Below are 26,611 nucleotides of genomic sequence, written 5' to 3'. Positions count from 1 at the left end.
TCATGGCCGACCTCATTATCGACGGCGATCAGCCGCAGCTCCGCCAAGTGATGTTGACCGGCCATGCCGCGCGACGTTCGGCGCAGAAGTCCCAGCGTGATGCGCGGTTCTTCTGGGTGCTGTCGGCCACAGCACCCTATTTCGGGCGGCAGAATACCTTTGACGAGTTCAACAGGCCGAGCGGAGTCACTGCGGATCATGTCTATCCCCTTCGTCTGCTCACCGCCGATCAGCCTCGCGCCGGAGGCGCCGGCGGTCCTCCGTGGCGGCGGCCGCGACTGATCGACCTCCATCTGCTGGTCGGCGCGACCAACCCGGCTTACGCAGAACGCGCCGGCGATGCCGATCGCCTGATCTTTTCCTTCTCGCAGACCTCGCGCATCGAGGTGCGGGCGCGGAAAGGGGCCGTGCTCCAGACCTTCGCTGAAGCGGACGAGCCATCAACCGGCGTCGATCCGCGCAAGGCACCGTTCGTACGCACCGTTGTCGAGCCGCTGCCGGTCGACGATCGGCAGTGGCCGCCGCCCAGCGATGATTCCAAGGTTATTCCGGTGCCGCCGCTGCGGCTGGTGGCCGGGCGCGTCGGCTTGCGCGCCCTCATGGAGGCCAATGGGCATCCGACAGACGGACTGGCCTGGCTTACGAAGCTCGGCATCGAATCCACGAAGGAAGGCAATGCGGTCTGGGCCCGTATCTGGCTGGTGCCTGACGGCATCGAATTCGACGCGCGTTTCAACGCCTTTCCCGGTTCCAGGGGGCATGAGTTACGTGGCAGAGTGCTCCTTTCCTCGGACGAAGAAGGCAGGTTTTTTCTGAACCTGCTCTCGGCCGCTGATGGAGCGGAGAAAGAATGGCGTGACGCTTGGACCAGGATCACGCCGGCGGTTCGCGAAAACCGCGAGGACTATCTGCTGGGATTGAAATTCGCTGCCGCCCACGACGGCAGAATCCCCGGCTTCCGCTGGTCGGTGACGATGAAGGACGGCGTCCCCAGCACGCTCGGTCCCCTGGAGGTACCCCAACGCGCGCTGCGCGTCGAAATGGTCAGCCCCAGTGAGAATGGCGATGTTGACGGCGTCGCGCCGCTCGCGACCGGCTGGGTCGGCGCAACCGAGAGTGCCGGCAAGGTGACATTCAAGTTTGGGCAGCCGGCGACGGCCACGGCGCCGTCGGCCCTGAGGATTGCCTGCCTGCCGAAGTCGATCGCCGCAACCTTCGGAACATTGCAGCCGCTTGGTGTCCATGTTGACCAGCTCGCGACCAATCTGCGGAGTGCTTACGGTCTTGAGCATCCGCCGCCCGTGCCGCCGGTCGAACCCGGTTCGCCGGCGGGACCAGCCTTTGCGCGACCGCTCCTTCCTGCGTTCGTGCCGCTGGCTGACGGTTGGCTGCAATTGCCGGTGCCCAACGTCGGCCCGCGCGACACGAACCAGGATTTGAATCTCACGGTGAGGCCGCCGGAGAAGCAGAAGACGTCGATGTTCGATGACGGCTTCTTCCGCTTGAAGCGCCTCGGCTTGCCCCCTCACGTGCTTTCAACTGGGGGCGAATTTGGTCCGGGCTCTCAAGCTCCCTGGGCCGTGACTGTTGCAAAACCAGCCGCACTTTACGGCGTGGTCGAAGTCGAACCGGCAAACGATCCCGATCCGCGCCCCGGCGTCTCCCCAGCGGCACTTCTGGCCAAAGCCGATATCTGGATCGACGGTTTCAGCCTCTCCGCCCGCGGGCTGGTCTGGATGTCGGCGGACCGACCGGACGCATTCGAGGCGTTGCCGCGACTTGGCGCAGGGCCGGGCTCGTTCGTCGATCTCCCTTTCGAGAGCGACGCCCAGGACCTTCTTCGGGTCAACGTGTCAACGCTCGCGATCGCCACGACGCGGGTTGACGACAAGCCCCAGTCCCACCCGATGGAGGTGGAGCAGGTCGATCTGGCCATTGATTTCAACGTCAAAGGCAACCGCTGGATCGACGATCTGCTCAGGCCGAAGGAGGCACGGGCCGCCTTGCAGGCGGCTGTAACCGCCGTCGAGGGCAAGATGGCCGCGGGCGCACTGGATTCTGCCTTCGCGGTCAAATCGGTGCCGCCGTGGTCCCCGGTGGTCTGGCGACGTCACCACACCATCCCTCTCGCGGCCGCTATGCCGATGACACGCGCCGCCGCCGGCGGAGTTAGACCGCTCGAGAGTCGCGATCTGATCCCTTTCGCCCTCGAGACCAAGGCCGCAGGGGAGGAGTGGCGGAGGCTCGCAACGCTCCGCGTTGTGAAAGGCAAGCCTTTTGCCGAGCTGGTCGACGCTGCCTTGCGCTACAAGCTCGTCAGTTCCTGGCCCACGGATCCCGGCGCTGACGAGACCGGTAGTCCGGATCGAGGCATTGCTTTCGCGGCGCTCGGTTTGCCGGGCGTCGAGCTGCGTCCGCTTCCGGATGCCGGCCTTCACAACCCCGTTCCGTATCACGCCTCGCTTCGCTTCGATCTGCCGGCACTCGACGAAGCCTTTGCGACTGCGCCGTTGCCGCCGCAACCGGGAGGGCCTGCAAGCAAGGAGGAGCGCGAAGCGCCGCCGCCGCGGCCGGTGGCAACTGCGCTCGATTGGCCGCTTCTCGCCGAATTTTGGAGCGACCAGGAACGCAAGCACCAAAATTCCCGCGTCGTAGACAGCTATATGATGCCGTTCAGGCCGGTCGACGGCGATGCCGACCGCGCGAAGGTCGATGTCAAGACGCTCGTGAAAGGTCTGACCTGGGGAGGTGTTTCTATTCAGGTCGGCACCAAGGTCGCTGCCGGCAAGCTGCCTTACGGCAGCCTCTCCATCGACAATAGCGACGCGCTGTCGGGCAATGCCGTGCTCAGAGGTTTTGACGGGAAATTCACGCCCAACCTCGCGACCAGAATATTGCAGAGCAACGGCGGCCCTCTCGAAGTGGTGGGTTTCAGTCCGGCGACTTTCAGAGACCGGGCCGGCGGCGACGACTATTTCGATCTCGACAACCGTCTCACCGGAATCAAGCCTCCCGTGGAGACTCCCGTCGGCGTCTTGTCGCGACCGGTGATGCTGCCGGACATGAAGGATCGACGCCTGGTTTCGCTGCTGACGCCGGTGTCGATCGGCTTCAAGGCGAACGGCATCGTGCGGAGTTTCCAGTTCTGGTTCAAGGACGTGTTATTTCAGGACGGCAAGGCGTTGCTCGACGGCGAAGGCAATATCGCTTTCGACATCTGGAACGACGAGCAGAAGTTGGCCAGCGCCGGCTTCGAATGGCGGCTGGTGCCCGCCAACCCGATCGACGCCGAATTGGCATTCCGGCTCGGCCGCAGCCAGCTTCCGTTCTTCGGCTTCTGGCTGGAGCCGCTGCGGCTGACTGCGCTCTCGATGAAGGACGATAAGGTGTCGGCGGCTTCGATTCTCTGCCGGCTCACTCTCGGCGAGCAGGTGCCGTTGCCAGACCCCGGCCTCAACCTGGTGACGCTGAGCCTGATCTTCGACGATCAAGGGCAATGCACGCGCGCGAGCTTCGACGATCGGCCGCTGCAGTTCTCGTTCGTCGTTGCCGACAAGCGGAATCCGCGGCGAAATGTTGTCGTCAACGCCCAGATCAAGCCGACCGAGAGCTCTGCCTTCGATCTTGCGATCGCCGACCTGACGGTGGACGTTGCCGGCGTGGGCATCAGATTCGACCAGGTTTCGGCTGTGTTTGCGGAGGCTGTGCAGGATACTGTCCGGAGCGAAACCGTGCGCTTCACTGCAGCGGTGCAGCCTAACCTTCCGGCGCCGGGAAAAGGGCGGCTGCGGGTGACCAAGGCGGAGCTCGAGGCGGGCTTGCGGGTCCAGCCGGTCACGCCTCCTCCCCCGAGGAGAGCGTCGCTTGCACTGACTTACCGTATCGAGATCGTGCCGCGCGGCGAAGAGCCGACATCTCCGACGGGGTCATTCGGCATCGAGCTGGACAATGTCGGGGCCGGCAAATTCTCTTTCCTGGGACAGAGCGTCGATCTCGAGGCGGTATCCATCAACGAGGGCGACGGCGCCCTGGTGATGGCGATACCCGAGACCTCGATTTCCACGTCATGGATGGCATCGCTTGGTTTCGTCGCGCGGTTGTGCAAGAGCGCGACGGCGGGTACGGCCGACCTCGCGTTTGGACACTGCGAAGGTGAAGTCGTCGCGCAGGAGCCGTCTGTCGCGCTGGGCAAGGCGATCGACGCCAAAGGCGCCAGGTTGCGATTCACCCTTTCAGGTGTGGGCTCCGGATCCGACTGGAAGGGCACCGCGACGGTGACAGGCAAGGTCATCGCAAAAAATGCCATCAGCTGGCCGTCGATCGGCTGGGGATCTACGCCGACCATTCCGCTGCCGGGCGATCCAAAGCAAAGCAACGGGCGGATCACCGTCAAGCCGGGAGCGGGCGTCGCCGCATCGCATATCGTCACCTGGACATTCCTGGATCATCGGCTCGATCTCGCGCTGGCGGCCGCGGTTGCCGAAAAATCTCCCGTCGCCTGCTGGACCACGCCGGTCACCGCGCGCCACGAGCTCAGTCGTGACGGCAAGACGTTGAGCTGGACCGGGGTCGAGACCATAGCGGTCGGATATCCGAAAGCGATGATCCCGGTGCCTACGGCGAATGACGCCGACTTCGATGAGGACACGACCACGTTCGCGGCGCGCTACCGGGGGAAGATCGTCAAGAGCGAGTATGTCTCCCCAGACAGGGAGCCCGGCATGCACCGTCCAGGTCTGGGCGCGGTCGCCACCGTGCTGCAGGGTGCGTTCGGCGCCGCCTTTCGAAAGGCCTTCTGGAACGAGCCGTCGCAAGGTTTGATGGTGATGGGCGGTTTCCTCGGCGCGCTTCGGCTGAGCACAGCCGCCGCTACTCCGTTGCTGCGCCTGCCGGTGCTGGCGGGGTTGGATGCCGGCATGATCAAGCAGACGCTGCCAGGCCGGGGCATCGAATTGTCCTGGACCGACGGACCGGCTGCACGGCTACTGGCGCTGACAAGGCCGGGAACACCGTCGCCGGCCGATGCCTCGCTCGATGCGCTGCGCGCCGCAGCGCTGGCCGGATCGCTGCCATTGCCTCCGACAAACGAGGACAGCACCTGGGACGATCCTGCCGGCGCGCTGCTGGTCGAGCAGAGCTACGTCAACGCCGATCTCACTAAGGACGCGCAGCTGGCATCCACGCCGTTCTTCCTCGCTTCCGCAGTCACGGTTGAGCGCATCTTCAGGATGGGGGAAGCATCGCTTCCGGCGCAGGTCGAAGCGCTGTCGCTCGTTGCCGGCGCATCGGTCTTGCGCAAACGTGGCAATACATCGTCACTTTCGTTGGCAGCTGCCATGGCGCTGCGCGACAAGGACCTGCCGGCATCGCCGAAGAGGCCCGCGCCGCGTTTTGCCCTGGTGGGAGAGAAGCTGACAGTTGCCGACTGGACAGGCCCCCTGTCGGGAGAGAGCGATGCCAGTCCGATGCCCGTTTTGAACGGACTGGCAGTTGCGCGCGACGCAATCCCCAGGGCCGCATTCGTCGCTGTTCCCGCGGCTTCCGGCGCGTCCGTGGCAACTTATATCATGCATGTGTTCCCGGCGGCGATAGCCGATGTGCCGCCAGTCCCGACGAGCCCTGCCGCATCGTTTGCCGATCACGGCCGTGGCGCGGTTGCGGTCCCCGATCCGACCGAACCGCTCCGCTGGCTCGCTCCGGCGATCGAAGGCGCGGGCACGCCGATTCGCGATTACGACAAGGGTCTGGACCAAGGTTCGGGCCTCGCCGGTCTAGCGAGGCGCGTACGCCTTCCCGCTCATGCCGGCGAGAAGATCGACCTCGCATCAACGCAGGCCGAGAGCGATTTCATTTGGTTCTCACAGACGCAGGTGCCGATCTATCTGCCGCTGCAGACCAAGGGTATGAAGGGTCCGCCGATCGGATGGCTGACTCCGGCATCGCCTCAGGTGCGGCTGCCGGTCGTCGGTGACGTGCTCCAAGCGATCCGCGCCAGCAATGGCAACGACGATGCCGTGCTGGCCGGTCGCAGCCGCGAGGTCCAGCCATTTCTCCCGCAGGAAATAAGTGCCGCTTCTGTCGGCGAGCGCGCCGGAATCATGACCGCGCGACGCGCGCGTCTGCTAAGCGGCCTTGGGACGATCGGCATGTTCGATCCCATGTATTCGCGGTTTGGCCGGCCGGCGCAGGGCGGCTCCTCCTTCGCGCGCCAGCTCAGGACGCCTCGGCCAGCGCGCCTACCGGCGAATACGGGTAATGCACTCAGGGATCGGCGGATCGAGGCCTCGCCGGTCGACCCGACTGCGCCGTTTACGGCGGTGATTGGCTCGGCCGACATCGTTGAGGGTGTCAGTGTCGGGTCGAAGCCAGGAGAGGTGAAGTACGGAGCCTGGTCGATCAGCGTCGTTGCTGCGCCCGAATGGCAAAGCACCACCTCCGATCTGTGGGACGGCACCATCAGGCTGGTGTGCCGGATGATTGTCGTCTCGGAAGACGCGCCTGTGGCGCCGCCTCGCGAGTTGCTGGGGCAGGTTTTGATCGAGGGCGTGGCCAGTAAGCTCGAGACGCGCGCCATCTTGAAGCTTGGAAAAGCCATCATTCCCTTTTCTCAGGCAAGTTTCACTACGACGAAGGACTGGACGCCGCATGCTGCGGCGCCGATCAAGACCTTCCGCGCCGAGATCGCGGTCACCCTCGTTCCAAGAGGCGCGACACGACAGATTGCGAATCCGGACATCGCGGCGGCTTTTTCCGTGCCTGGGCCGCTGCCGGCGGCGGAAATTCAGTGGACGGTTCATCCCTCGTCGGCGCGCGTCTCCAGCGTGGTTGTGCAGGATGGCGCGTTACCGCTCATGGTCGCCGATCCTGACAAGCCCGAACTTGCGCAGGGCTCCGACCGCGCACCCGTCACGCTCCGCATGCCGCTGTACCCTGTCACCGCGATCCGTGGCGCCTTGCCGCTCACGCCCGCAACCTTGCTGTTTGCCGATCCTGCTTATGATCGCGATCTCGCGGGCCCGCCGGTTGGCGACGGAAAGAGGCTTGAGCTCACCGATGCGGCCAGGCAACTCTTGCCCGGCGGCCGCGGCGATCTCAAGCTCGTCCTGACGGCGGATCGCGGCCAGCTCAACCGTCGCGGCACCGTGACTTTCATGCTCGACGTTCGCTTCGAGAGGCAAATGGACGATATCGCACAGGCTGTCGCCGAAGCGAACGGAGCTGCTTCGGGGGGCGATCTCATGAAAGCGCAGCCAAACGACGCCGCTGCCTCGATGCGGCTCGAGCTGCAACCAAAGGGCGAACCGTCCCGCCCGCTGCGTTTCGCCAAGGACCAGGTCGCCATCAAGCTCGGCAGCGTATACGAACTGCCGCTTGCCGCCGTCACGGAAGCCGATGGCACACCGGCTCGATTGTCGGCCGGCGACATATTGGTAATGGAGACGGCTCTGAACGGTGTGGCCACCGCCGTGCTTTGGAACTCGGTCAGCGCAAATGCAACGGCTTCAGTCGATCTGCTGCCCAAGCCACCGGCGGCCCCCAATGCGCCTAGGGAAATCCCGTCGTGCAGCCTACGCTTCGTGCTGACCGACGATCCCGTGATCGAGCCGCCACCTGCGCTTTTTGCCGCGCTCCTGCGCACAGGAGAAGGAGCCGCTTCGCGCTTGTCGGTGCCGCTGCATGCCCAGTCTCCGCTACCGTGGAGGGTCGATCTCGTCGAGCCGGCGCGGGACTTTCGTCGGGGCATGATGCGCCGCCACGCCGCCTTCGTCTGGACTCTGGTAAGACCGAGCGACGATTTCAGAAGCAATTGTGTCTTCGTGATCAAGGCCGATCGCAACGGACAGACTTATCTGCCGGAAAGGGAGAGCGAATTCCTAAAGCCTGAAGAAGATAAATCTCCGGCGCCGAGCTGATCGAGGTGCTCGATAGTCTTCTCGTGAATGATGGAGGCCCCGTGACCCTTCTATTGAAGCTCAGGCTCACGAACTGTCGTGCGACCAGGAATCCGAAGTGCATGACCGGGTCGATCCGTCGGCTAATCCGATCGCCAGGATTTTCGTCGCCGGTGCGGAATGTCGCGACGGATTGCTTGCACTGAGGCTCGCGTGGCGCGGCTGGGTCGTCCCGATCGAGCCAAACTCGTGCGGTCAATCCGTCAACGAGGAGATTCGCTACAATCAAGATGAGTTCACTTACGCGGCGTGAGTAAGCGAGGGGAGAAGGAAAATGGTCAAAATCGTCGTAGCAGCCTCCGGCGGCGCTGTTGGAATCGAGCTTGATCGACGCGCCCGGATTGTCGGTCGGATCATCGCGGAGCGCGGATGCGACCTTCTGACCGGCGGCGGGGGCGGCGCGATGGAGATCGTCGCAAAGTCGTTCTGCGGGACGCCGTTCCGGGGCGGACGCTCGATCGGAATCATTCCGGGAAGCGCGGAAGGTTTTGCAGGAGCAAGACTTGGACATGTGTCGCCATACACGCTGAGTCCGAAAGACGGCTACCCGAACCGGTGGATCGAGCTCCCCATCTTCACGCATCTTCCCGGCAAGTCGCCAAAGAGTGCCGATTCGCGCAACATCATGAATATGGCCTCGGCCGATCTGGTCATCGTTCTGGCGGGCGGTGAAGGTACCCAGGCTGAGCTCGAAATCGCTTTGGGCCTCGGAAAGCAAGTTGTCGCCTTTGTCGGTCCCGAAGAGCGTATCGGAGGTTATCAGGCGGGTTCGCTTCCGAAGGACGTGATCGTCGTGCCCGATGAGCTCTCGCTGCAGGACGCGCTGCGCGACATGCTCTCTCCGTTTGCCCTGACGAGGCCCGCGTTTTCGGCCGTCCGGGCCGTCTACAAGACGGATCCGACGCAGATCCATAACTGCACCATGCACTTTCCGAACACCTGTGCGATCCGCATGAGCGAGGCTCTCGACAAGACGGTCACAGGGATCAAGGACAAATTTGCGAACAGCGGGGTCAACCTTTGCCCCCACAATTTCGTCCGCGGCGCGGGCGACCTGGCCGGCATTCTGCGCAAGGCGGAGGTGTTCGGCGTTCACGACATCGGCGTCAGTGCGCCCGGCATCGCCCCAGCGAGCGTTCAGGGAAAGAAGGGGCTGGTTGCCTACCTTAACATTCCTGATTTCCCAGGGCAGGGCCACATCGACCTGTGGGACGGCAGCAATCCTGTAGGAGCCGACTATTGGAACGCCGATCCCATCTGGTTCTGGATCTTGACGTAACGTCTTTCCCCCAGCGGCGGCTCGAGATGATCTGCGAGGCCGTGCAGGGCCTCCGTCATGTGCTGGGAAGCACCGATACTGTTCGATGGCGACATGCGATGCGGAGCGAGGAGATGAAAAGATTGGACGAGGCAGCGACTGCCGGTCAAGATCCCGGCGGGGGAGGCCAGGCCCTAGCTGCCGCAGTTCAAAAAGAGGCTGAATAAGCGCGGCTAGAGCCTTGGCCATTCTGGATCATGCCTAGTAGGCTGCCGGAGATCTTAGAGATATCGACTTAACCTTCCTTTCTTCGACAAATGTCATCGCCCGTTGATCCCGCTCTAATTTTCGAGGATGCATCGCCCGGCCCGGGTACGCATGCAATTGTCATCGGCATCGGCCACTACGATGCCGTCGCAGCGGAATCGATCGCCGCAGCGGGGCTTGAGCAGCTTGCTGCTCCGCCTCTGTCGGCTCGTGCTCTGGTCACGTGGTTTTTGGACCACTTCGATAACCCGGGGCGTCCCCTAAAGAGCGTTTCGCTCGTCTTATCCGAGGGTGAAACAGCTCGACCGTTCTCGCATGCGCGGACAATTCCGGGTGCCCGGCCTACGATTGGAGCAGTCTCCGACGTTGTTCCTGCGATACGCGCCTGGCTGAAGCGCGCTTCCAGTCACTCCGACAATCTCGCCATCTTCTTCTTTTCTGGGCACGGCGTCTCGACCGGTGAGCCGATTTTACTCCTCAGGGACTACGGGATCGATCCTGAAAACCGGTTCGATGGTGCCATAAACTTCAATCGCTTCGCGGCGGCTATGAAGACGAAGCTGCCGACGCACCAAGTCTTCTTCATCGATGCATGTCAGAATCCCGATCCCTTGGCCTTTTCTCCTGACGCTGCGCATCGGGAGGTGGGGTTGGCCTGTATCGAGGCCACGACCTACGGCCCCGTAAATGCTCAGCAGAGCGTGCATCATTCCACCTCAGATCTGACCGTAGCCTACGCGAGGACGAGCGGGCTGAGCTTGTTCACCGATGCTCTGATCCAGGGTCTCAACGGCGGGGGCGCACAGTCCGGTACGGAGTGGTACGTCAGCACTCTCGGGCTACAGAGCGTCTTGTCGCATCAAATCGAGAGGCTCGCGAGAAAGCTCAACATCGTGCAGGTTCCGCACGCCGCAAGATGCTACCAGATTCCGATCCATAAGCCTGCCGCGATCAACGTGCCGCTATATGTACGTTGCGATCCGACCGCGGCCATGAAGAACGCATGCATCGAGATCCTTGGCGTTGTCCCTAGAAACTACTACGATTCCGACGAGCACGAACCGACGGAGGAATGGATGACGGTCCTCAGCAGGGGCGAGTATAAAGTTCGCGCTACCTTCAAAGACCATCTTGGTTATCGGGAAGACGAGTCGGTTTCGATGGTCGTTCCGCCGGAGGCGATTTGCCGGATCAAGTGCAGGCCACGATGATGAGCGCATTCGCCTTGAGATTGGACCTGACGGACGGGGACGAGATCCCGATCGGCGCTGTCACCCGCATCCAGGGATATGCCGATGGGGCTCCGAAAGAGGTCGTATATCGTCAACTATCCATTCCCGTTTCGAAAACGGCGACTGCTCGCGTCGAGGTACCGCCGGGACGATATGTCATCCAAGCGATCCTGCCATCTGGAAAGATATTGCAGGAGGAAAGACGAGTGGGCGGCGAGGACGTCGTGACGGTCGTTTTCGCGAGTCCGCCACGCCGCGATTGGCTCCGCTGGCAGGATTATTCGGCTGCCATGCCGCAGTTAGATCTGCCTGTCGCCACGCCGGTCGAGCTGTCCAGGCTCGGGCGCGTTGGACAGGTGATGCAATCGCTGCCTTACCTGGACAAGATACTAGGTGTCGTGATGGGAAGGGCACCCCGGCGCTTTCCGGACGACGCTACTGGGACGGCGTCAGCCGAGATGCCGAAAGTCAGAATTGCATCGATGGCGAAAATCGACGGAGCAGCGGCATGGAACGCTCTCGCTCTTTCTCCTCCCGAGGCGGGCAGCAACGAAGCCGGCTTCAACCCGGTTCGAAGGGAAGGGCCGCTCGCGCTTTACGAGATTTCCACGGTCAAATCGTTTGCCGGGCGCCAATGGCTTGTCGTCGCATTGGACGACGGGGTGGAGGTCGTCAGCTTTCCGTTTCCCTGGCATGACAAGGATCTCCCGGCCGCGGAGCTACTGGTCGATCAGAGTGCTACGAGTGCGCTATGCCGGTCCTCTCTCGTCGTCCGAGACGGAACGAGCGCTTCCTTGCTCGCATATCTCGGCCGCGGAAATCCGGAGCCTGCACTTGAGGTTGTACATCAAGTCAGCGCCGGCAGCTCCATGCTTTCCAGGAGCAACGTATCTTCGAACCCGTTCGTATTCTGTGCGGCCTCCTACATCAGACTGATGAACAACGAGTCCGCACCGCCCGAGGAGCTAAGCTTCGAGGAGGGCATGGAATTGTTTCCCTGGCTTCCCGACGTCGCGGTGATCCGCGCGCAGTCCATGATCCGCAATGGCGACGATCGAGGCAACATCGTCCGAGCACTCCATTCCGCCTACGGGAGGGGCATTCCCTACTTCGCGGCGGGGGTGCAGCACCTTAGGGAAGCGCTCGCGATGGTCGCTGGCGAAGATGCGCAGCTCAAGGGGATGTCGGCCGACGTCGCGAGGATCGCATCGCGCATGGATCCCGGTAAGTCATTCACGGCACTGAGATATTCCCGTCCCCAGACGAGGCAATAAATAGGAGGATAAAATCCCGGCGGGGGCGAGGTCTCAGTCGACGTCGTGCTTGCGAGACGGGGAAAAATAAAGCAAAAACAAGATATTAGGCTAGGAACGAGTTGATGCTCGCCGAATTGATCTGTCGCGATTTGCCAACATTGGGCGTAGGAGATATTTAAGGGGAAGACTCGATCCTGTTGCTGCGCGGTAGAGGCGATTCGTGCATGTTCTCGCGATTCGGCCCGAGCGTGATCGGCGCATCCACCGCGACCTTCCCTACGAGGAATAGAATGGCTGATGATTTTGGAACACCCGTGAAGATTCCGGGGCCGCCTCCGATTCCGAAGGAGGACGTACCGAATCCCAGGCTCGGCGAGCGCCTGAGCGAGGATGCGCGCACGAACCTGAAGCAGATCGAGGAAAACTTCCGGCACATCGATTGGCGGATCGGCGGAGCGTTGCGCCGGTAGGTTTTTTGCGACTCGCCTTGAAATTGTAGTATCAAATTAAACGGCTCGATCGAAAGATCGAGCCGTTTAGTTTGATGGATAGGTCGATCTGTATGGCGTCCGGCGAGGACAGCATTTCAGTACGCAAAATGGACTCGGAGGACGACTGGAGGGCGCTGGTCTCGGCGCTTGCGCCGGTCGATCCTCCCGACCCGATGTCCAACATTCTCCGGCACCTGAAGGCTGGGGGCATAAAAAGCATCGTGGTCGAAAATGATTATCTCGACCGCGATTTCAGCGAAGAATATACGGTGTTCTACGCCAAGCTGTTCAGGCCGCATCGCCGTCATGCCAGGCGAATGCATTTCTTCCGGTCCGACGTCAGCGAGATCATCGCCCAGGAGGACGCGGCCGATATCGTCACGGGGCTCGAAGCCGAACAAGCGGCCGGAAACTATGCGGGTTTCCTGATCTGGCGGCCGATGTCCGAGGCCCCCATCGGACGGTTAGTTCTGGATGTTCTAAACTCTTGGCCCGGGTTTCACGAAAGCCTTCAGGTTAGCGCGACCTACGATACCCATCTGCTCGGAGCGCGACTGTCCGTCTCGGGCATACCTTTCATGGAGCAGGACGAGCAGTTCACCGCCTGCGGGCAAGCCGCCCTGTGGGTTGTCGGTCGGCATTTCCATGCAAAACATGGAGGAGCGTGGCTATCGCGAGCAGGCATTGCCGAAGCTGCCTTCGACTCGCACGACGTCAATAGCGCGTCGTCGCTTCCCGGAGGGAGCGGCGGACTAGGTCTGTCGAACATGATTGCGGTTCTTCGAAAGATGGGCCTGCAACCCCTTCTGTTTCATAAGCGCGAGCGGAACGGCGAGATGGTTTGGCCGCAATCGCCGGCTTCGATCATCATCCACTATTTGGATTCCGGGCTGCCGGTTCTGCTCGGAGTTCATAAGGGAGGTGACGACTATCATGTGGTCACCGCTGTAGGCACGGCGTTCCGCGAACTGGAGCAGACCAGGTTGGACGCTGCCGGCCTGAGCTATGCTGACTTCTTTCCGTTTTTGCTTGTGAACGATGACAAGCGCGGCATCAACCGTAGGATGCCCACCGGCTCAAATAGCTCCGAGGGATCGTCGGAGGAGACCGACTACGATCTCGAGAAAGACGTGTTCTTCGCGCTGATGCCGATTCCGCAGAGAGTCTTCGTGACGGCGGAACATGCGGAGACGTATTCATTCGATACGGTCGCGGGGTTCTACAAGGATTGGCCGGCGTTCCGAACCGGCCTGCAGGACCAAGCAACCGCCGCGGCCGGCGACGCCGTTGCCGAGGCCCTGAGCTCGCGGCAGGTCCTGGTCCGGACGTATCTGCGCCAGGGATGGAAATACAAACGGTGGATCGCGGGGAGTGGCGCACACACCGTTCTCAAAGCTCGTGCCCTGCGTCACGAGTTGCCCCGGCTGGTTTGGGTGACGGAATTCGCGCACAGGCCGGATTTCAATCACCTCGATCCAGCCCAGCGAAGAATTTTCGGCCATGTAGTCTACGATGCCACGGCTGCAGGCCAGGTCCGCAACCCTCTCCTGATGCATGTGCCCGGCGCGGTCTACGTCTGGAAGCAAATCCGCGACGAGTACTACGGGCGCGCAGAGCCGGACGTCTTCAGACTTGATAGCGATCTAAAGTACGTTGGACGCTACCGGTAGCGTGCCCTGCCGGTGCATCGGGGTGCGCCGCAGGGTGAGACATCGCCGGGAGAATCTCGCCAGCCCGTCTTCAGGAGGGTTGTCGGAACGGCTTAGTTCGCTCTAAGATCGTTCCATCGTTTTATTCATATTCACATCGGAAGGCGCGACCATGCCGCTCGTCTACGTGCACGGCGTCAACACCCGCCGCGGGGCAACTCCTGCAGATCAACGGCTTTTCGACGACCGCGTCGAGCTGATGCGGCAACAGTTCGCTCGAGTGGCTTTCGCCGATCGGGTGACTGCGCCGGGGGGGCTGACGACCTTCACTCCATATTGGGGAGATCTGGGGGTGAAGTTCGCTCGCGGGTTCGCGAGCCTGCCCAAATCCGGCGTCCAGACTCTCGCCGTACAGGCTGCGGTGGATCTCGCTGTCGCCACGACCGCAAAGCTCGACCCTGAAGTCGTCCAGAACCCAAGTTTCGGAACGGACCCACTGCTCACCGTGGCGAAGTCTCGATCGCTCGGCGCGGCGCTAGACCTTCTGTTCGCCGCTGCGACCAACGCACCACAAGCTCCCATGATGCAAAAGACGATGACCGACGCGCTGCCGGAGGTCGCGAGGTTCTCGGCGGCTGCAGAGCGCTATGCCGCTGCGAATCCGTCTCCCCCTTGGCTTGCCACAGTGCAGAACGATCAGGCGTTCGTCCAAGAACTCTTTCGGGTCGTCGATGCTCAAGGTCCGGCGACGGGCACGCCGGCCGGAGAGGTTCAGACTCTGGGCATCGGCAACGATGTGCTGACTTGGCTCAGGACCGGCGCCGGCGCGGTCAAGAATGCCGTGAAAGACGCGGTGGTCTCCGTCAGGAACGCCGTCCGTGGGGCCGCGACTGACGCCGCGCGAGCAGCGTTCATGGAGTTGTCCAATTATGTGCGGCCGGATGCGTCAGCTTTCGCGGGGCGCTTCGTCGGAGACGTATTCACGTATCTGGAGAACCGCAAACCCATAGCGGACCTGGTGCTGCAAAGCGTGCGCGAGGCCGACCAAGCGCGGAGGGACGGCGATGCCGAACTCTATCTCGTAGGACACAGCTTCGGCGGGATCATCCTCTACGACATCCTGACGAAATTCGCGCCCGACATCAAATGCGACCTCTACGTCACCGTAGGCTCGCAAGTGGGATTGTTTGCGGAAATGGGTCGACTGGCGGCGAAGGCGGATATCGCAGATGCCTTCGCGGCAAAAAGGGCAGCGGCGCGGCCGAAAGCCGCGCAGAGGTGGCTCAACATCTACGACCTAACCGACTTCTTCGGATTCGGCACTGACGGCGTCTTCGATGGCGTGCTCGACTACAAGTTCGAGACTGACGCCTTACCTCTCGTATCGCACGCTGCCTATTTCGACACTCCGCGTTTCTTCGCGCGTCTCAAGGAACGAGTGGCAGAAGCCTTCGAAAAGGGAACGGACAAGTTGACTGATACGAAGGCGAAGTGATGGCCCTGATCTGGGCAGAGGGCTTCGAAGGCGATCGAGCTCTCGCCCCTGCCTGGCTCGCCTGGAAACGTGCTGAGGAGCGTCGCGCGGCCACCTCGCTGGAGGAGCCGGTGCAGTTCGCGGCCGCCGTCGCTGCCGAAAAGGCGGCTCGGGCGCGCTACGAGGATTTGGCAAGGCAGGCTGACGAGGCCCTGATGGCGTTGGCGCAACCGCGCAGCCACTTCATGATCGTCGGGGTCGGCAAATACGAGAATGATCCCAACGTTCCTTCCGTGACAACATCGGTCAACGGGGCACGAAAATTCCTCGAATGGGCGCTCACCCAATTCTCGCACGAGGATCGGCCGCTGGGGTCCGTCGAGTTCATATGCTCGGAGGTTGCAGGGCAGGGCCAATGGCGCCCCGGCGAGACCGCTTCAAGGAAGCTGTCGCTCGAACGCTTGGATCAAGCGCTCGTCACGGAGCCCGCAACGTTCGACAACATCAAGAAAGCCTTCGACCGATGGCTGGCTCGCGCCGGATCCAGAATGGAGAATGCCGCTCTCTGGTATTTTTCGGGACACGGTCTCTTCAAGTCGGAAACCTTCGTGATGGCGGAGGACTCCCGTCTTCCCAACGAACAGCGGTCGGCCGAGAACCTCATCGCTCCGGCCCGAACCCTTTTCTATCTTCAGAGCCGTCCGCCTAGCGTTCAGTGCTTCTTCGTCGATGCTTGCTCCGAATACAACGCAGACGCCATAAACAATCCGTTGGAGGTCCTCGGCACGGCACTGTGCGGGCCGACCGGCGCTCCGGTCATCCCCGATCGGGATGCCGCGATCTTCTTCGGATCTTATGCTGGCGGAAAGGCATATGGACCTGCAGATGAAGCGCCCTACTTCACGCAGGAACTGATCGATTGCTTGACCAAACGAGCAGGGGACGCCGCCTACGCCGGCAGGCAGGTGACGATCGCCTCCCTGTCGCAGGCTCTGACAGCGGCCGCATCCCGCCGGGCCGAGATAGAGAAGAACGAAGAGATCAAGTTCTATGAGGGCAAGCCCGGCGTGTGTCGCACATCGGGAGTATTATGTGATCTCATCGGTCCGCAAGAAGTCCTCGTAAGGGTCAGATGCCGCCCGAACGATGCCATGCCGCTCGCCAAACTCTACGTGTCGGAGGCCGCTCAGGGCATCCGCATAGATCGCGCCAAACCGGCTCCCACGTTCTGGTACACGGTCGTTCAACCCGGCTCGTGGTCGGCCAGCGCCGACTTCGAGAATGCTTCCTACATCTGCGCACCACAGCCTTTCGAACCGAGGCCTCCTCTCCTCGAGGTTACGATCAACGCACAATCGGCCCTCGTTGCCCAAAAGGGTGGAGGGACAAGGTCGTGACGCGGTATCTCGTCGAGGTTCAGGCTTCGAACGTGCCGGACAACCTGGCGGGCGTTCCTCTTGCCGTAGAAATATTCGACCAAGATGGCAAGGCATCTCGCAACGTCCTGCAGCTCTCAGGAGAGCCCCTCAAACGCGATGTTCCCGGGGAAGGGACTTATCTGGTCCGAACGACGTTGCCGTCTGGCCGCGTAATCTCCAGCATCGCGGAGACGCCGGCGGTGGCGGACGAGAATGGACTGGCGGTCGGACGGACCGTACTCGACCTCCAAGAGGCGGACGCCCTCGCCGAGTTTTGGCGGGAGGCAAAATCCTTTCTCGGAGCGCTGGCCGCAATCCAGGAGAGTGTCAAACAAGGCGCTCCCATTCCACCCTGGGTCGCGTCATGGGTCAACGAACTTCTGGCTCGCGGCAAAGAGAATGCAGGCGGTATACTCCAAAGCGCGCTTGCTTACGTTCTGGACAAGATCGGTCTGGCAGTCCTTGCTAATTTGGGAGGCGAAGACGCGGGGCCGACGATAGAGCCGCCCCCTGCGGCGCCGATCTTGAATTTTCGGTGCGGAAGTTTCGTCGAATGGGAAGCGCATGGCGCACCCACTGGATCGACGATCGTGCTGAAGCCGCTTCAAGAAGGCACAATCGGCCTCGACGGCACGATTCCTGCCCCGATGGAAAACATCAGGGCGGCACACTTGTTCGAAATAGCCGACAGCACCAAGCAGATCCGATCGCTGGTGGTGTGGAAGCCCGGCATCAACAGACGGCCCGCCCGACTGAGCCTCGATTTCAGCACCGTCGGCTATCGTAGCGGCTCGATGCTGTCGGCCTCTTTCGATCCCGAGGAGGACCCAATAACCGCGTCATGCTTCGAGTATCTGACGCGCGGTGCGTTTGAAGACGCGCGTTTGGGGCTCGAAGCCTTGGTCCCGTTGCTCAAGCAAGGGTACGCCGAAGCCGACCCCATCCGAGGCATCCTGGCTGGATACGTCCTCTACAAGCTCGGCGAGCCGAGCGCCGACACGTTCATCCGATCCCTTTGCGAACGGAGCCCGGACGTCGCGGACGTGCACGTTCTGGCTTGTGCTCAATCCATAGCCGCGGGCAAGAGCGACGAGGCGCTGCTATCCTTCAACGAGGCGTTCGTTCGCGGCATACCCGCATTTACGGAAGGCATAAAGTTGTTGCGCGACGGCGCGAACTATTTCCGAGATCTACATCCGCAGGACGAGAGCGTGAGGCAACTTGCACGCAGGGCCAGCGCGATTGCGGCAGCGGCGAACTTCGACTCCACCCTGGCCTGTCTGCGGCTTGGTCTCGACTTGGACGTCCGGTTCCTTTGAAATCCGCCGTTTGACCGAACTAAGCCTCGAAATATCCGATCAGGGAAGTGGCAACGTATTGGTGCAAGCTGCTTTCGACGGCAGTAGCTGTGTGGACCTTGCGTCCGATGCCCGATGATCTCGTATTCGGCGGGAGGCCAATCGCCGACCGGCCGCGACGCTGCTAAAGCTGTCGCAGCGAGCCCGTCATCCGGATCCGGAAAGCTGAATGTGTAACCTCTACTCGATCACCACCAACCAGGCTGCGATCAGCGCGCTGTTCCGCGTCGTTAACCGGTACGTTGGCAACCTCGCGCCCATGCCCGGCGTCTTCCCCGATTACAAGGCGCCGATCGTCCGGAACGGTGCGGACGGCCGTGAGCTCGCGACCGCTCGCTGGGGCATGCCGTCGTCGTCGAAGGCGCTGATGGACGCGACCAAGAAGCGGGCCGAAAAGCTGCAGGCCAAAGGCAAGCCGGTCGATTTCAAAAAAATTGCTCCGGATGGAGCCGGATGCCGGAACAACCAACATCCGCAATGTAAATAGCAAACACTGGACTCGGTGGCTGGGCCCCGAACACCGCGCTGCGTGGTGCCGTTCAATTCGTTCAGCGAGTTCAACAAGGCCGAGGGCGGCGACATCTGGTTCGCGCTGAACGAGACCCGCCCGCTCCTCTGCTTCGCTGGCATCTGGACCAGCTGGACGTCTGTCAGGAAGGTCAAGGAAGGCGAGACCACGAATGATCTATACGCATTCCTAACGACGGAGCCGAACGCAGAGGTCGGCGCCATCCACCCGAAGGCGATGCCGGTGATCCTGACGACGCCCGAAGAGGTCGAAACCTGGATGACCGCGCCCGCCGAGGAGGCTTTGAAGCTGCAGCGGCCGCTGTAGGATGGCGCGCTCCGGATCGTCGCGCGCGGAGTAAAGGAGGATGCTGTCGTCGAAGCGCAGGGAACTGGCTCCGGGTCATGATTCGGAGCGACGGAAGATAGGTCGCTGTAAAGTCCGCGGACCACATCGGAAACCTCGGTCGGGTCCGCATCGTCTTCGCATCACGCACCCTGACGCCGGCGCGCTTGCGAAACTCGGGGTCCTTGCAAAGGGCTGCGAGATCCTCCGGTCCCTCATAGGCGATGATCGCCGGCTCGTTCACCTCGAAGCCCGCTGTCGCTGCTCTGCCCTTGCGCTTGTGTTTGGCGCCGTCGACGAAGCAGGACTCGAGGACGTGTTCGGGCAGGCACGGGCGGGCGCGGTGCAGCCAGAGACTACCGTACCACTCGAGTTCGGCGATCATCTCGTGGTCGGCCCTTGTCTTCACTCTCTTGCTCGTGAAGGACGCCAAGTCGATCGCCTGTTGGTCTAGGGGATCGGCCAGCGTGCCGCTGTGCATCAGCAGGGGGCGGACGCCGTTCAGTCGGAGCGAAATACGCTCAACGGTACTCATTGAAATTGACTCCTACGGTGGGATCGAAGAGAGGAACCTGGCGTTCGTAGAGGGGCGCAGTGTCGACGATGCGCGGGCGGATCGTGACGTAACGGCGGCGGCGGATCTCATCCGTGATCACCCGATGACAATCGCGGCACAGCGCCGTCAGGTCGCCGATCGCCTCGCATCCGAAGCGCTCGTAGGTCCGGTGATGGACCTCCAGAGGCGCTTCGGAGGTGCCCGGTTCGTAACAGGTGCGGCACCGATGGCCCGCCGCTTCGAGTTCGCCCAATCGGGCGTCGCCGAGGCGCCAACGAGCGCTGCAGATGTGCTCTCGATAGTGAAGATTCATGTCGGTCGGCTTCCGTTTCTTTCTACACGGTTTAACGTATAGAGCGATCGATGTCAATAGTGTACTATATCGCTAGTTCACTATAGAAGATGGGGTGGCGGAATGGCGGCTCGGAAGGCGACCACACCAGCGCGGTCACGCGTGCCGAAAGGCAAGAAACAGATGCTTTGCATCCTCGACGAGGACGTGATCAAGCGGATCAAGATGGCTGCGATCGAAGACGGGACGCCGATGTCCCATGCAGTCGAGAAGGCGATCCGCGAGTGGTTGGCGCGGCGCCCCAAGCCCCCTAGGCCGCAACAGCAACGGGATTAGCCGGCGGACCGAATTCCGCGCGGGTCGAACAGTTCGGCGAGCCTGACGTCCAGGGCGTTGGCCAGTTTGGTAAGGGAAGCCAAGGTCGGATTGGCCTCCGCACGCTCGATCTCGCTGACGACGGCCTGCCTCAAGTCGGCGGCAGCGGCGAGCCCCTCCTGGGAAAATTTTCTCTCTCGCCGCAATCTCTTGACGTTCGCCGCCAAAATATCTGCGTTCTGGGCCAAGCTCCCTGGCTCTTCTTTAGCTGGCCGCCCCATTCGTCACCGGTCGATTGTTTGCGCTCGCGCTCACTTTCGGCGATTCCCGGGTCTCAGTCCAATAGCAGGCAAGAATCCGGGCCGTCTGCGGCGGTTTTCGACGTTTCCCGGGGCTCCAATCACCGGGTATGATGGCATCCCCAGCGAATCTCAGGCCGGACCGGCATGCCAACCAAGCCTCGCTTCGACATCGGAATCGTGGTCCCCCTGCCGGAAGAGCTTCAATACGTGGTCGAGGTCGCGCCGATCGTGAGTTCGATCAGCCGGAACGGAGCTCACTTCCACGTCCTGGACTTCGGGCCGTACACCGCGATCGCCTGCCTGATAGGGGAAATGGGCCTTCTGGCAGCCCAACACGCGACGCAGCGCTTGTTGGACTACGCGGATCTGAGGTTGCTTGTCCTGTTGGGTACCGCAGGCGGCCTCGACGAGGACCTTGCCGTCGGCGACGTCGCGCTCGGTACCGAGATCAACGAATACCTAGCCAACTCCCGGGCCGAAACGGCGGGCGGGGGGTACGAGCTCCGCTATTCGGGGCGCCATTGGCCGCTCGAGTACCGCATTCGCCAGGCGCTCGGGAATTTCGAGTTCGGAGCGCGGACTGCCTACGAACGCTGGGCGCAGGGTGCAGAAGACCTCTACCGGCAGCTCGACATCCCCGACAAGCCGGAAACCTGTACCCCGCCGCCCGGCATTCGTTGCGGGAAAATCGCCTCCGGCACGGTGGTTGCAGCTTCGAAGGCCTTCGCTGACGAGCTCAAGGGCATCGACCGTAAGTTCATCGCGATCGATATGGAGGCTGCCGGATTCGCTTACGCCGCGTCAGAACGAATTCGCCCGGTGCCTCATCTCGTGATGCGCGGAATATCGGACCGGAGTGACGAGAACAAGAAGAAGCTGGACAAGACGAGCAAGAACGGCTGGCGGCGCTACTGCGTCCGCAATGCAGCGACGCTACTCAAGGGACTGCTGGAATGGGATGGTTTCCGCGATGCCGTCGGGATCGTCAATTCGGCCGGCGAACGGCAGAGCGGAACGTCTGTCCGTGATCTCGTCACAGCGGTCAGGGACCGCCTCGGCGGGGCGTGGGCCGTGGGGCTGGCTCTTGGGATTTGTACCCAAGGGCCCGCGGTGGTCGCTTCGGGCAATGCGATCGCGGTAGACGTGAGCAGACTTCGAGCCTCCGATGCAAGATTCCGTTCGATGATCGAGAGCATCGAGAGCCATGTGGATGCCTCGGGCAGCTTCGCCGTCGACGTCGCCGCCGATGCCGTGCTGGAGGCGGTCGATCGTTACCGCAATCGACTGGCGAACGCCGATGCCGACGCGCTGATCGCCGATTTCGACGCAGTTGTGGTGGAGATCGTCTTTGCTGAGGAGGAGCCTGCCGAGTCAACGGCGGCGCTATTGCTGGTGGAGGCCGATCGGCTTGCGGAGGACGTCGGGCCACATGCGGTCGTCGACCTGCTGAAGGACCATATCGGAGAGGGGCCCCTAGTGCGCGAACGCTACGTCAATGCACTCGCCGAAACCGGAGCTGCCGACCGAATCGTCCAGCTGGCCGAATCCGTAGGCACGGCGAATCTTACTCGAGCAGAGCTGGAGCATGCGATGTTCGCCTGCCCCGGCCAAGGCCGCGAGGATCTGGCCAAAGAGCTCTGGAGGCGCCATGTATCGGAGTTCGTCGACGCCGCGGCAGTCCTGACCCGGAAGCAACTGGTCAGCCGTTTTCCCGCCTTCGGCAAATATCGGACGTAGTCATGGTCTCAAACGGACATCCTATCGAAGTCGATCTGGAGCGGATTCTTCCGCTGCTCGCGCGTGAGATCTACACGTCTCCGTTCGCGTTTCTTCGTGAGAACGTCCAAAACGCCGTCGACGCTATCCGCATGCAGCGCTACAGGGAGCGCCGCCAGAAGCGCCGTTTCCGGCACAGCATAACCATCGAAGTCGTCGGCAACCGTCTGTCGATCACAGACACGGGCATTGGAATGACCCGTGACGATCTTTCCAACTTCTTCTGGAGCATCGGAAAGAGCGGCAAACATACGGAGGAGGCGAAGACCGCGGGCGTGGTGGGAACCTTCGGGATCGGAGGCATGGCCAATTTCGGCGTCTGCTCGCGACTGGAGGTCGTCACGAGGACTCGGGCAGACGGACGCGCCGTTCTGAGCTATGCCGAGCGATCGCGTCTTTCCGCCAAGGAAAACTGCGTCTTCTACGAACAGGGCCCCGCAGACGCCGAACCGGGAACGACGGTCACGGGAACGCTCATCGAGAGCATTTCGTTCGACCAGATCTTTTCGTATCTTGAGCCGATCGTGAAGTATCTCGATGTTCCCATCAGCATCGGTGATCGGTCGCTAGGGCAGTCCGAGTTTCCCACCGTCGAAAGGGACGATCAAGGTCAGACCTGGGAGGTCGAGCACGGGCCCGCCAAGGCGACAGTGTGGATCCGCGCTCTCCAAAACGGCCAAGCCGAAATTGAAGTTGAAAGCTTCAAATGGGAGGAACAGGAGACAGATGTCTCCGCAGTTTTCTCGACAACGCGCAACGTGATCTCCGCCTATCAGCATGGTTTCATGCTCGCCAACGTTCCGATCACGACGGTGTTCGGATTGGGCGGGATGATCAACAGTTCAGTGCTTCGGCCAACGGCTGGCCGCGAAGCGGTCACCGACGAGAGCCGGCGGCTGGTACAAGCTCTCGTACACGCGGTCGAGCGCGGGCTCGCCGAACACATCTCGCGCACGGCTGGACTTCCGGAGCGCTTTTCCTCCTTCTATCGATACCTCTCGCAAACGGGACTTTGGGAGTTGGCAGGAGCCACCTCGGTAAGGGTCTACGGCTCGAGCCAAAGGCGTCGGCTCGACTCGTTCAAATCTGAGAACCCGGGCAAGCTCTACTTCGCTCGCGAAGGGCACGACCAATCGATCGTTCAAGCGTTCAGCGAACAGGGAAAGACCGTGGTGCTGCTCTCATCTGATGGGCAGCGTCAGAAGGTGGAGAGCAACTATCTCCAGGGATATTGCAAAGCTTCTCTACTCGCCGATCGGGTCACTTGTCTTAAGATCGTAAATCGTCTTTCCATTCCGGAAGAGGTCTTCAAGTATCAACTGCTCGATCGCTTGCGTACCCAGTATCTGGTCGAAGGGCTTCACGTAAAAGCCGGTCAATTGACCCATGGTGCGATGCTGTGGCCCACTTCCAATCCGGAGGGCGGGAAGATCCTGTTCGTCGACTTCAGACATCCGCAAATCAGGCGGTTGGTGGAGCTACGGGATTCCTATTCCTTCGACGCGGTGTTCGATATCTTCATCCGCGACTCCATATTTCCCAGCCTCGAGTCCTTCTTTCCCGATCTCAGGAGGCGTGATTTCGACGCTTTGCTTCGCAGGCTGCAGTCCACCGTGGAGTACTTCGAGATCGATCCCGCCGATATCGGACGCATCCAACAACTGGCGTCGATCACCAAGATGGCTCCGGAAAAAGTGGCTCTAGTCTTCGGAAGACGAAGCTCCGGAACGCCGCGGCCGACCTCGGTCGGCGCCGCGGACGTGATCCCTGTGCCTTCTCAGATCAACGATGTCGCGCAGGAGACAGAAGGAAGATCTCTGGAGGACCGGAAGCGGGAATTCGAAATCCGGCTTCTGGAGACCTCTCTCGATGCGAAGATACTCGACGCCCGGGAGGTAAGCCCGGACTTGGGGCTGGCAAGATACTATCTCGCCCTCACAAGCGATGCGCACGTTCTTTACCGAAGGATATTCCTCGAACGGAAACCCTCGGCGGACTTCTCCTGGGGAGGGTATCGGGGAGGTTATCTTTTCTATAGCGAGGGATCCGCCGTCGTCTACTACGACATCCAATTCGAGCATTTGGTCGTCGAGAACAACGAGCGAGAGCGCACCGGCAAGGTTACCCTCGAACACACAGCGCTTGTTCTGGAGAATCAAGTCTTCCTACCTATCCCTCAAGAATTCGAATCCGAACTTGTGCCTAGGGAGAGACCTTTGAAGTTCACGATTCGCCACCAAATTCTCGGGGTCCGCGACGACTGATGGTTAGTAGAGAGCTTGGCCTGAGAGCGCGGCGCAAGGTTCGACGGCAGGAGAGGCGCCAGTCGAAAGGCTGCGCGGGGCCGTAAGCCAGACGGTTGCGGGCTCCGCGTCGAGCACGAGCACCATCAGGATAGGCTGATCGGCGGGGCGCGAGGCGAAGACCTGCTTTCGGCTAGACGGCGCGACATCAGTACCATAGGCTTGTGGGGCGCCAAATGGGGGACTTTGCCATGAATCGCGCATTCTTTTCCGGTCTCTTTCTTGCATTCCTTTCGAACTGCCCTGCCGGAGCTCAGGAAGTCTCGTTGACCGAGCTCGACAACAGGATGACTTACTGGATCACCAAACTTCCGTATTGCATGTACCAAGAGGGCACGTTTCCATCCAAGGATAACTGCAACGACGGCGACTCCGTTTCGCTGAACGGATTGAGCTGTGCAGCGGCAAACAAGCGACCTGGCGAGTTCGGCCGCTTGGGAGTTGAAGCTTGCGAGGCCGTTAAGAATTCTCGGGGCACGAAATCGGGCGCGTTCTACCGCTCGCCAAAGAAGCGGTATGAGATTGAAAACGGCCTTCCTACTAGCGATGAGAAGCCATCCAGCAACGACTCCGCTCAGGGAGTTTGGGCTTACATCGCGGAGAAGAAAGACGTCGAAGCCTTCCGCGCTTGGACCGGCTGGATGAAGGAGCACAAGCTCCTGGGGACGTGGCCTCGCTATTGCCTGGACAACGCCTGCGCTTTCAATTTCGCAGACTGTCCGATGCTCGATCGGCTTGCCTTATATCTCGAACAAGGAAACTCCTTGTGCGACTTGCCCCCGTTGCCGTCCGCAGGCGAACCCGTTCAGGCATTGCAAGCAGGATATGAGGCCACGGTAAAACTCGTTGAAGGCCTGCCTGGCACGAAGGCGCTTGCGCCCCAGATCGATGGGCTGAAAAAGCGAATTGACGCCGCGCTCAAAGACAGTTTCGATCGAGCCAAGCAGGTCGACGAAGCCAGAGCAAAAGGACAAACGCTCGCGCGGGTGCTAAGCCACCATGCTGATTTCATAGCGTACATTGACGGATATGCGAACGCAGCTGGGCCGCCGCGTCAGGATGTTGCCTATACGGCCTACATGTTGAAAAAATATGGTGGGTTCACGACTCAGGACTTGGCGAACGCGGCTGAGGTCGTAGCGTCAAAGGAGCCAGAAAACGCCTTCTTCGAATACGTGGCGCACGGTCCGACGTCCAAGATGCTTTCACAAATTCTCTTCATCAATGGGATACAGAAGTGCCCTTCGAAAGAATCGGACGTGCCGAATCACCCTCGAACGTCCTGGATTTGGGAAAGTCTTGACCGACAGACGGAGCCCGGAAAAGCCCAGCCTTGGGTCGAGACGATGTATTGGGACTGCATCTTCGTTGGGAATCTGTACAAGAGTGGCCCGATCCAGGGATTCAACCTTCCTGCGCTCCCAGGGTACGCGGAGGCGTCGCGGGCAGCTGAACAGCAACTCCAGAACGCCATCGACCACACGAAGAAGCTGATCGCTGCTCTCGAAAAAATTCAGCAGAGGGTAAAAGATCCAATGCATCCTCCGAGTCTTCCGGAGATCGAGAAAGAACTCAGCGACGCTTACGAAGACCCAACCAAGATCGTACCTCCGCCCGTGAAGGGGCTGCCACCGCCACCACCACCTCCGCCCCTACCTCCACCGCCAGTGAAGTTTCCAAAGCTGTGAGGATCTGACGAATGGTCTCGGCCGAGGCACTACGGCGGGGCTGTTCGAACCGGCAAATCATCAGTGATTTGCCAGTCCAGGTTACGGTGAGCGTCGGTATGGCGTGGGCATCGAAGGCTACGGAACTGGCGTATATGCTTCGCGTCGCCGATGCTGCCCTCTACTCCGAGA

16 protein-coding genes and 1 pseudogene are annotated in these 26,611 nt (G+C 61.4%); 15 read left to right on the top strand and 2 right to left on the bottom strand.

Translation table 11 applies throughout. The features are described from left to right. The first annotated feature begins 2 nt into the window (after positions 1-2). From ACQR1L_RS31855 to ACQR1L_RS31805, 11 genes and pseudogenes are all read left to right on the top strand, one after another. Positions 3-7,913, top strand: coding sequence for a hypothetical protein (locus ACQR1L_RS31855; RefSeq protein WP_434861868.1), 7,911 nt, complete (start codon positions 3-5; stop codon positions 7,911-7,913). A gap of 97 nt (positions 7,914-8,010) precedes the next feature. Next, the gene (locus ACQR1L_RS31850) at positions 8,011-8,205 is read left to right on the top strand and encodes a hypothetical protein (RefSeq protein ID WP_434861867.1); all 195 of its coding nucleotides are present in this window, start codon (positions 8,011-8,013) and stop codon (positions 8,203-8,205) included. A gap of 21 nt (positions 8,206-8,226) precedes the next feature. Continuing rightward, positions 8,227-9,231 carry a T6SS effector amidase Tae4 family protein gene (locus tag ACQR1L_RS31845; protein WP_434861866.1) on the top strand — a complete coding sequence of 335 codons (1,005 nt, stop codon included), beginning with the start codon at positions 8,227-8,229 and terminating at the stop codon, positions 9,229-9,231. A 296-nt stretch (positions 9,232-9,527) separates the two neighbouring features. Further along, positions 9,528-10,688, top strand: a complete 1,161-nt coding sequence (locus ACQR1L_RS31840) for a caspase family protein (protein WP_434861865.1) — start codon at positions 9,528-9,530, stop codon at positions 10,686-10,688. Beyond that, the gene (locus tag ACQR1L_RS31835; RefSeq protein ID WP_434861864.1) at positions 10,685-11,983 is read left to right on the top strand and encodes a hypothetical protein; all 1,299 of its coding nucleotides are present in this window, start codon (positions 10,685-10,687) and stop codon (positions 11,981-11,983) included. The genes ACQR1L_RS31840 and ACQR1L_RS31835 overlap by 4 nt, the downstream gene beginning before the upstream one ends. A 206-nt stretch (positions 11,984-12,189) precedes the next feature. Beyond that, positions 12,190-12,435 carry a hypothetical protein gene (locus ACQR1L_RS31830; RefSeq protein WP_434861863.1) on the top strand — a complete coding sequence of 82 codons (246 nt, stop codon included), beginning with the start codon at positions 12,190-12,192 and terminating at the stop codon, positions 12,433-12,435. 92 nt (positions 12,436-12,527) lie between these two features. Beyond that, positions 12,528-14,126: a hypothetical protein gene (locus ACQR1L_RS31825; RefSeq protein ID WP_434861862.1), complete on the top strand. Its 1,599-nt coding sequence runs from the start codon at positions 12,528-12,530 to the stop codon at positions 14,124-14,126. Between the two features lie 151 nt (positions 14,127-14,277). Further along, complete coding sequence (locus tag ACQR1L_RS31820; RefSeq protein ID WP_434861861.1) at positions 14,278-15,600, top strand: hypothetical protein; 1,323 nt, start codon at positions 14,278-14,280, stop codon at positions 15,598-15,600. Further along, positions 15,600-16,976: a caspase family protein gene (locus ACQR1L_RS31815; protein ID WP_434861860.1), complete on the top strand. Its 1,377-nt coding sequence runs from the start codon at positions 15,600-15,602 to the stop codon at positions 16,974-16,976. The genes ACQR1L_RS31820 and ACQR1L_RS31815 overlap by 1 nt, the downstream gene beginning before the upstream one ends. Then, complete coding sequence (locus ACQR1L_RS31810) at positions 16,973-18,316, top strand: hypothetical protein (protein ID WP_434861859.1); 1,344 nt, start codon at positions 16,973-16,975, stop codon at positions 18,314-18,316. The genes ACQR1L_RS31815 and ACQR1L_RS31810 overlap by 4 nt, the downstream gene beginning before the upstream one ends. A gap of 208 nt (positions 18,317-18,524) precedes the next feature. Further along, a pseudogene (locus tag ACQR1L_RS31805) lies at positions 18,525-19,190 on the top strand (SOS response-associated peptidase). 539 nt (positions 19,191-19,729) lie between these two features. Here ACQR1L_RS31805 and ACQR1L_RS31800 read toward each other — a convergent pair. Further along, positions 19,730-20,077: an HNH endonuclease gene (locus ACQR1L_RS31800; RefSeq protein WP_434861858.1), complete on the bottom strand. Its 348-nt coding sequence runs from the start codon at positions 20,075-20,077 to the stop codon at positions 19,730-19,732. A gap of 102 nt (positions 20,078-20,179) precedes the next feature. On the opposite strand from ACQR1L_RS31800, the gene ACQR1L_RS31795 reads away from it, so the two are divergent. Next, positions 20,180-20,392, top strand: a complete 213-nt coding sequence (locus ACQR1L_RS31795) for a hypothetical protein (RefSeq protein ID WP_434861857.1) — start codon at positions 20,180-20,182, stop codon at positions 20,390-20,392. On the opposite strand, the gene ACQR1L_RS31790 is transcribed toward ACQR1L_RS31795, so the two are convergent. After that, complete coding sequence (locus tag ACQR1L_RS31790; RefSeq protein ID WP_434861856.1) at positions 20,389-20,619, bottom strand: helix-turn-helix domain-containing protein; 231 nt, start codon at positions 20,617-20,619, stop codon at positions 20,389-20,391. The genes ACQR1L_RS31795 and ACQR1L_RS31790 overlap by 4 nt on opposite strands. A 198-nt stretch (positions 20,620-20,817) precedes the next feature. Here ACQR1L_RS31790 and ACQR1L_RS31785 point away from each other — a divergent pair, with 198 nt between their 5' ends. The 3 genes from ACQR1L_RS31785 to ACQR1L_RS31775 all read left to right on the top strand — a co-directional run bounded on the left by ACQR1L_RS31785 (position 20,818) and on the right by ACQR1L_RS31775 (position 26,440). Further along, positions 20,818-22,410, top strand: coding sequence for a hypothetical protein (locus ACQR1L_RS31785; RefSeq protein WP_434861855.1), 1,593 nt, complete (start codon positions 20,818-20,820; stop codon positions 22,408-22,410). A 2-nt stretch (positions 22,411-22,412) separates the two neighbouring features. Further along, positions 22,413-24,713 (top strand): ATP-binding protein, encoded by a 2,301-nt coding sequence (locus ACQR1L_RS31780; protein WP_434861854.1) that lies wholly within the window; start codon positions 22,413-22,415, stop codon positions 24,711-24,713. A gap of 230 nt (positions 24,714-24,943) precedes the next feature. Then, positions 24,944-26,440 carry a hypothetical protein gene (locus tag ACQR1L_RS31775; RefSeq protein WP_434861853.1) on the top strand — a complete coding sequence of 499 codons (1,497 nt, stop codon included), beginning with the start codon at positions 24,944-24,946 and terminating at the stop codon, positions 26,438-26,440. Positions 26,441-26,611: the final 171 nt, after the last annotated feature.

The organism is Bradyrhizobium sp. HKCCYLR20261 (assembly GCF_051168435.1).
Lineage (GTDB): Bacteria > Pseudomonadota > Alphaproteobacteria > Rhizobiales > Xanthobacteraceae > Bradyrhizobium.
The sequence above is the reverse complement of the archived record's forward strand: the minus strand, read 5'-3'. Positions and strand labels throughout refer to the sequence as shown.

Coding starts and splice junctions, on each gene's coding strand:
- ACQR1L_RS31785 (WP_434861855.1), top strand. CDS start 20,818: ATGCCAACCAAGCCTCGCTTCGACATCGGAATCGTGGTCCCCCTGCCG.
- ACQR1L_RS31780 (WP_434861854.1), top strand. CDS start 22,413: ATGGTCTCAAACGGACATCCTATCGAAGTCGATCTGGAGCGGATTCTT.
- ACQR1L_RS31845 (WP_434861866.1), top strand. CDS start 8,227: ATGGTCAAAATCGTCGTAGCAGCCTCCGGCGGCGCTGTTGGAATCGAG.
- ACQR1L_RS31815 (WP_434861860.1), top strand. CDS start 15,600: ATGGCCCTGATCTGGGCAGAGGGCTTCGAAGGCGATCGAGCTCTCGCC.
- ACQR1L_RS31795 (WP_434861857.1), top strand. CDS start 20,180: ATGGCGGCTCGGAAGGCGACCACACCAGCGCGGTCACGCGTGCCGAAA.
- ACQR1L_RS31830 (WP_434861863.1), top strand. CDS start 12,190: ATGTTCTCGCGATTCGGCCCGAGCGTGATCGGCGCATCCACCGCGACC.
- ACQR1L_RS31775 (WP_434861853.1), top strand. CDS start 24,944: ATGAATCGCGCATTCTTTTCCGGTCTCTTTCTTGCATTCCTTTCGAAC.
- ACQR1L_RS31840 (WP_434861865.1), top strand. CDS start 9,528: ATGTCATCGCCCGTTGATCCCGCTCTAATTTTCGAGGATGCATCGCCC.
- ACQR1L_RS31855 (WP_434861868.1), top strand. CDS start 3: ATGGCCGACCTCATTATCGACGGCGATCAGCCGCAGCTCCGCCAAGTG.
- ACQR1L_RS31800 (WP_434861858.1), bottom strand. CDS start 20,077: ATGAATCTTCACTATCGAGAGCACATCTGCAGCGCTCGTTGGCGCCTC.
- ACQR1L_RS31820 (WP_434861861.1), top strand. CDS start 14,278: ATGCCGCTCGTCTACGTGCACGGCGTCAACACCCGCCGCGGGGCAACT.
- ACQR1L_RS31835 (WP_434861864.1), top strand. CDS start 10,685: ATGATGAGCGCATTCGCCTTGAGATTGGACCTGACGGACGGGGACGAG.
- ACQR1L_RS31825 (WP_434861862.1), top strand. CDS start 12,528: ATGGCGTCCGGCGAGGACAGCATTTCAGTACGCAAAATGGACTCGGAG.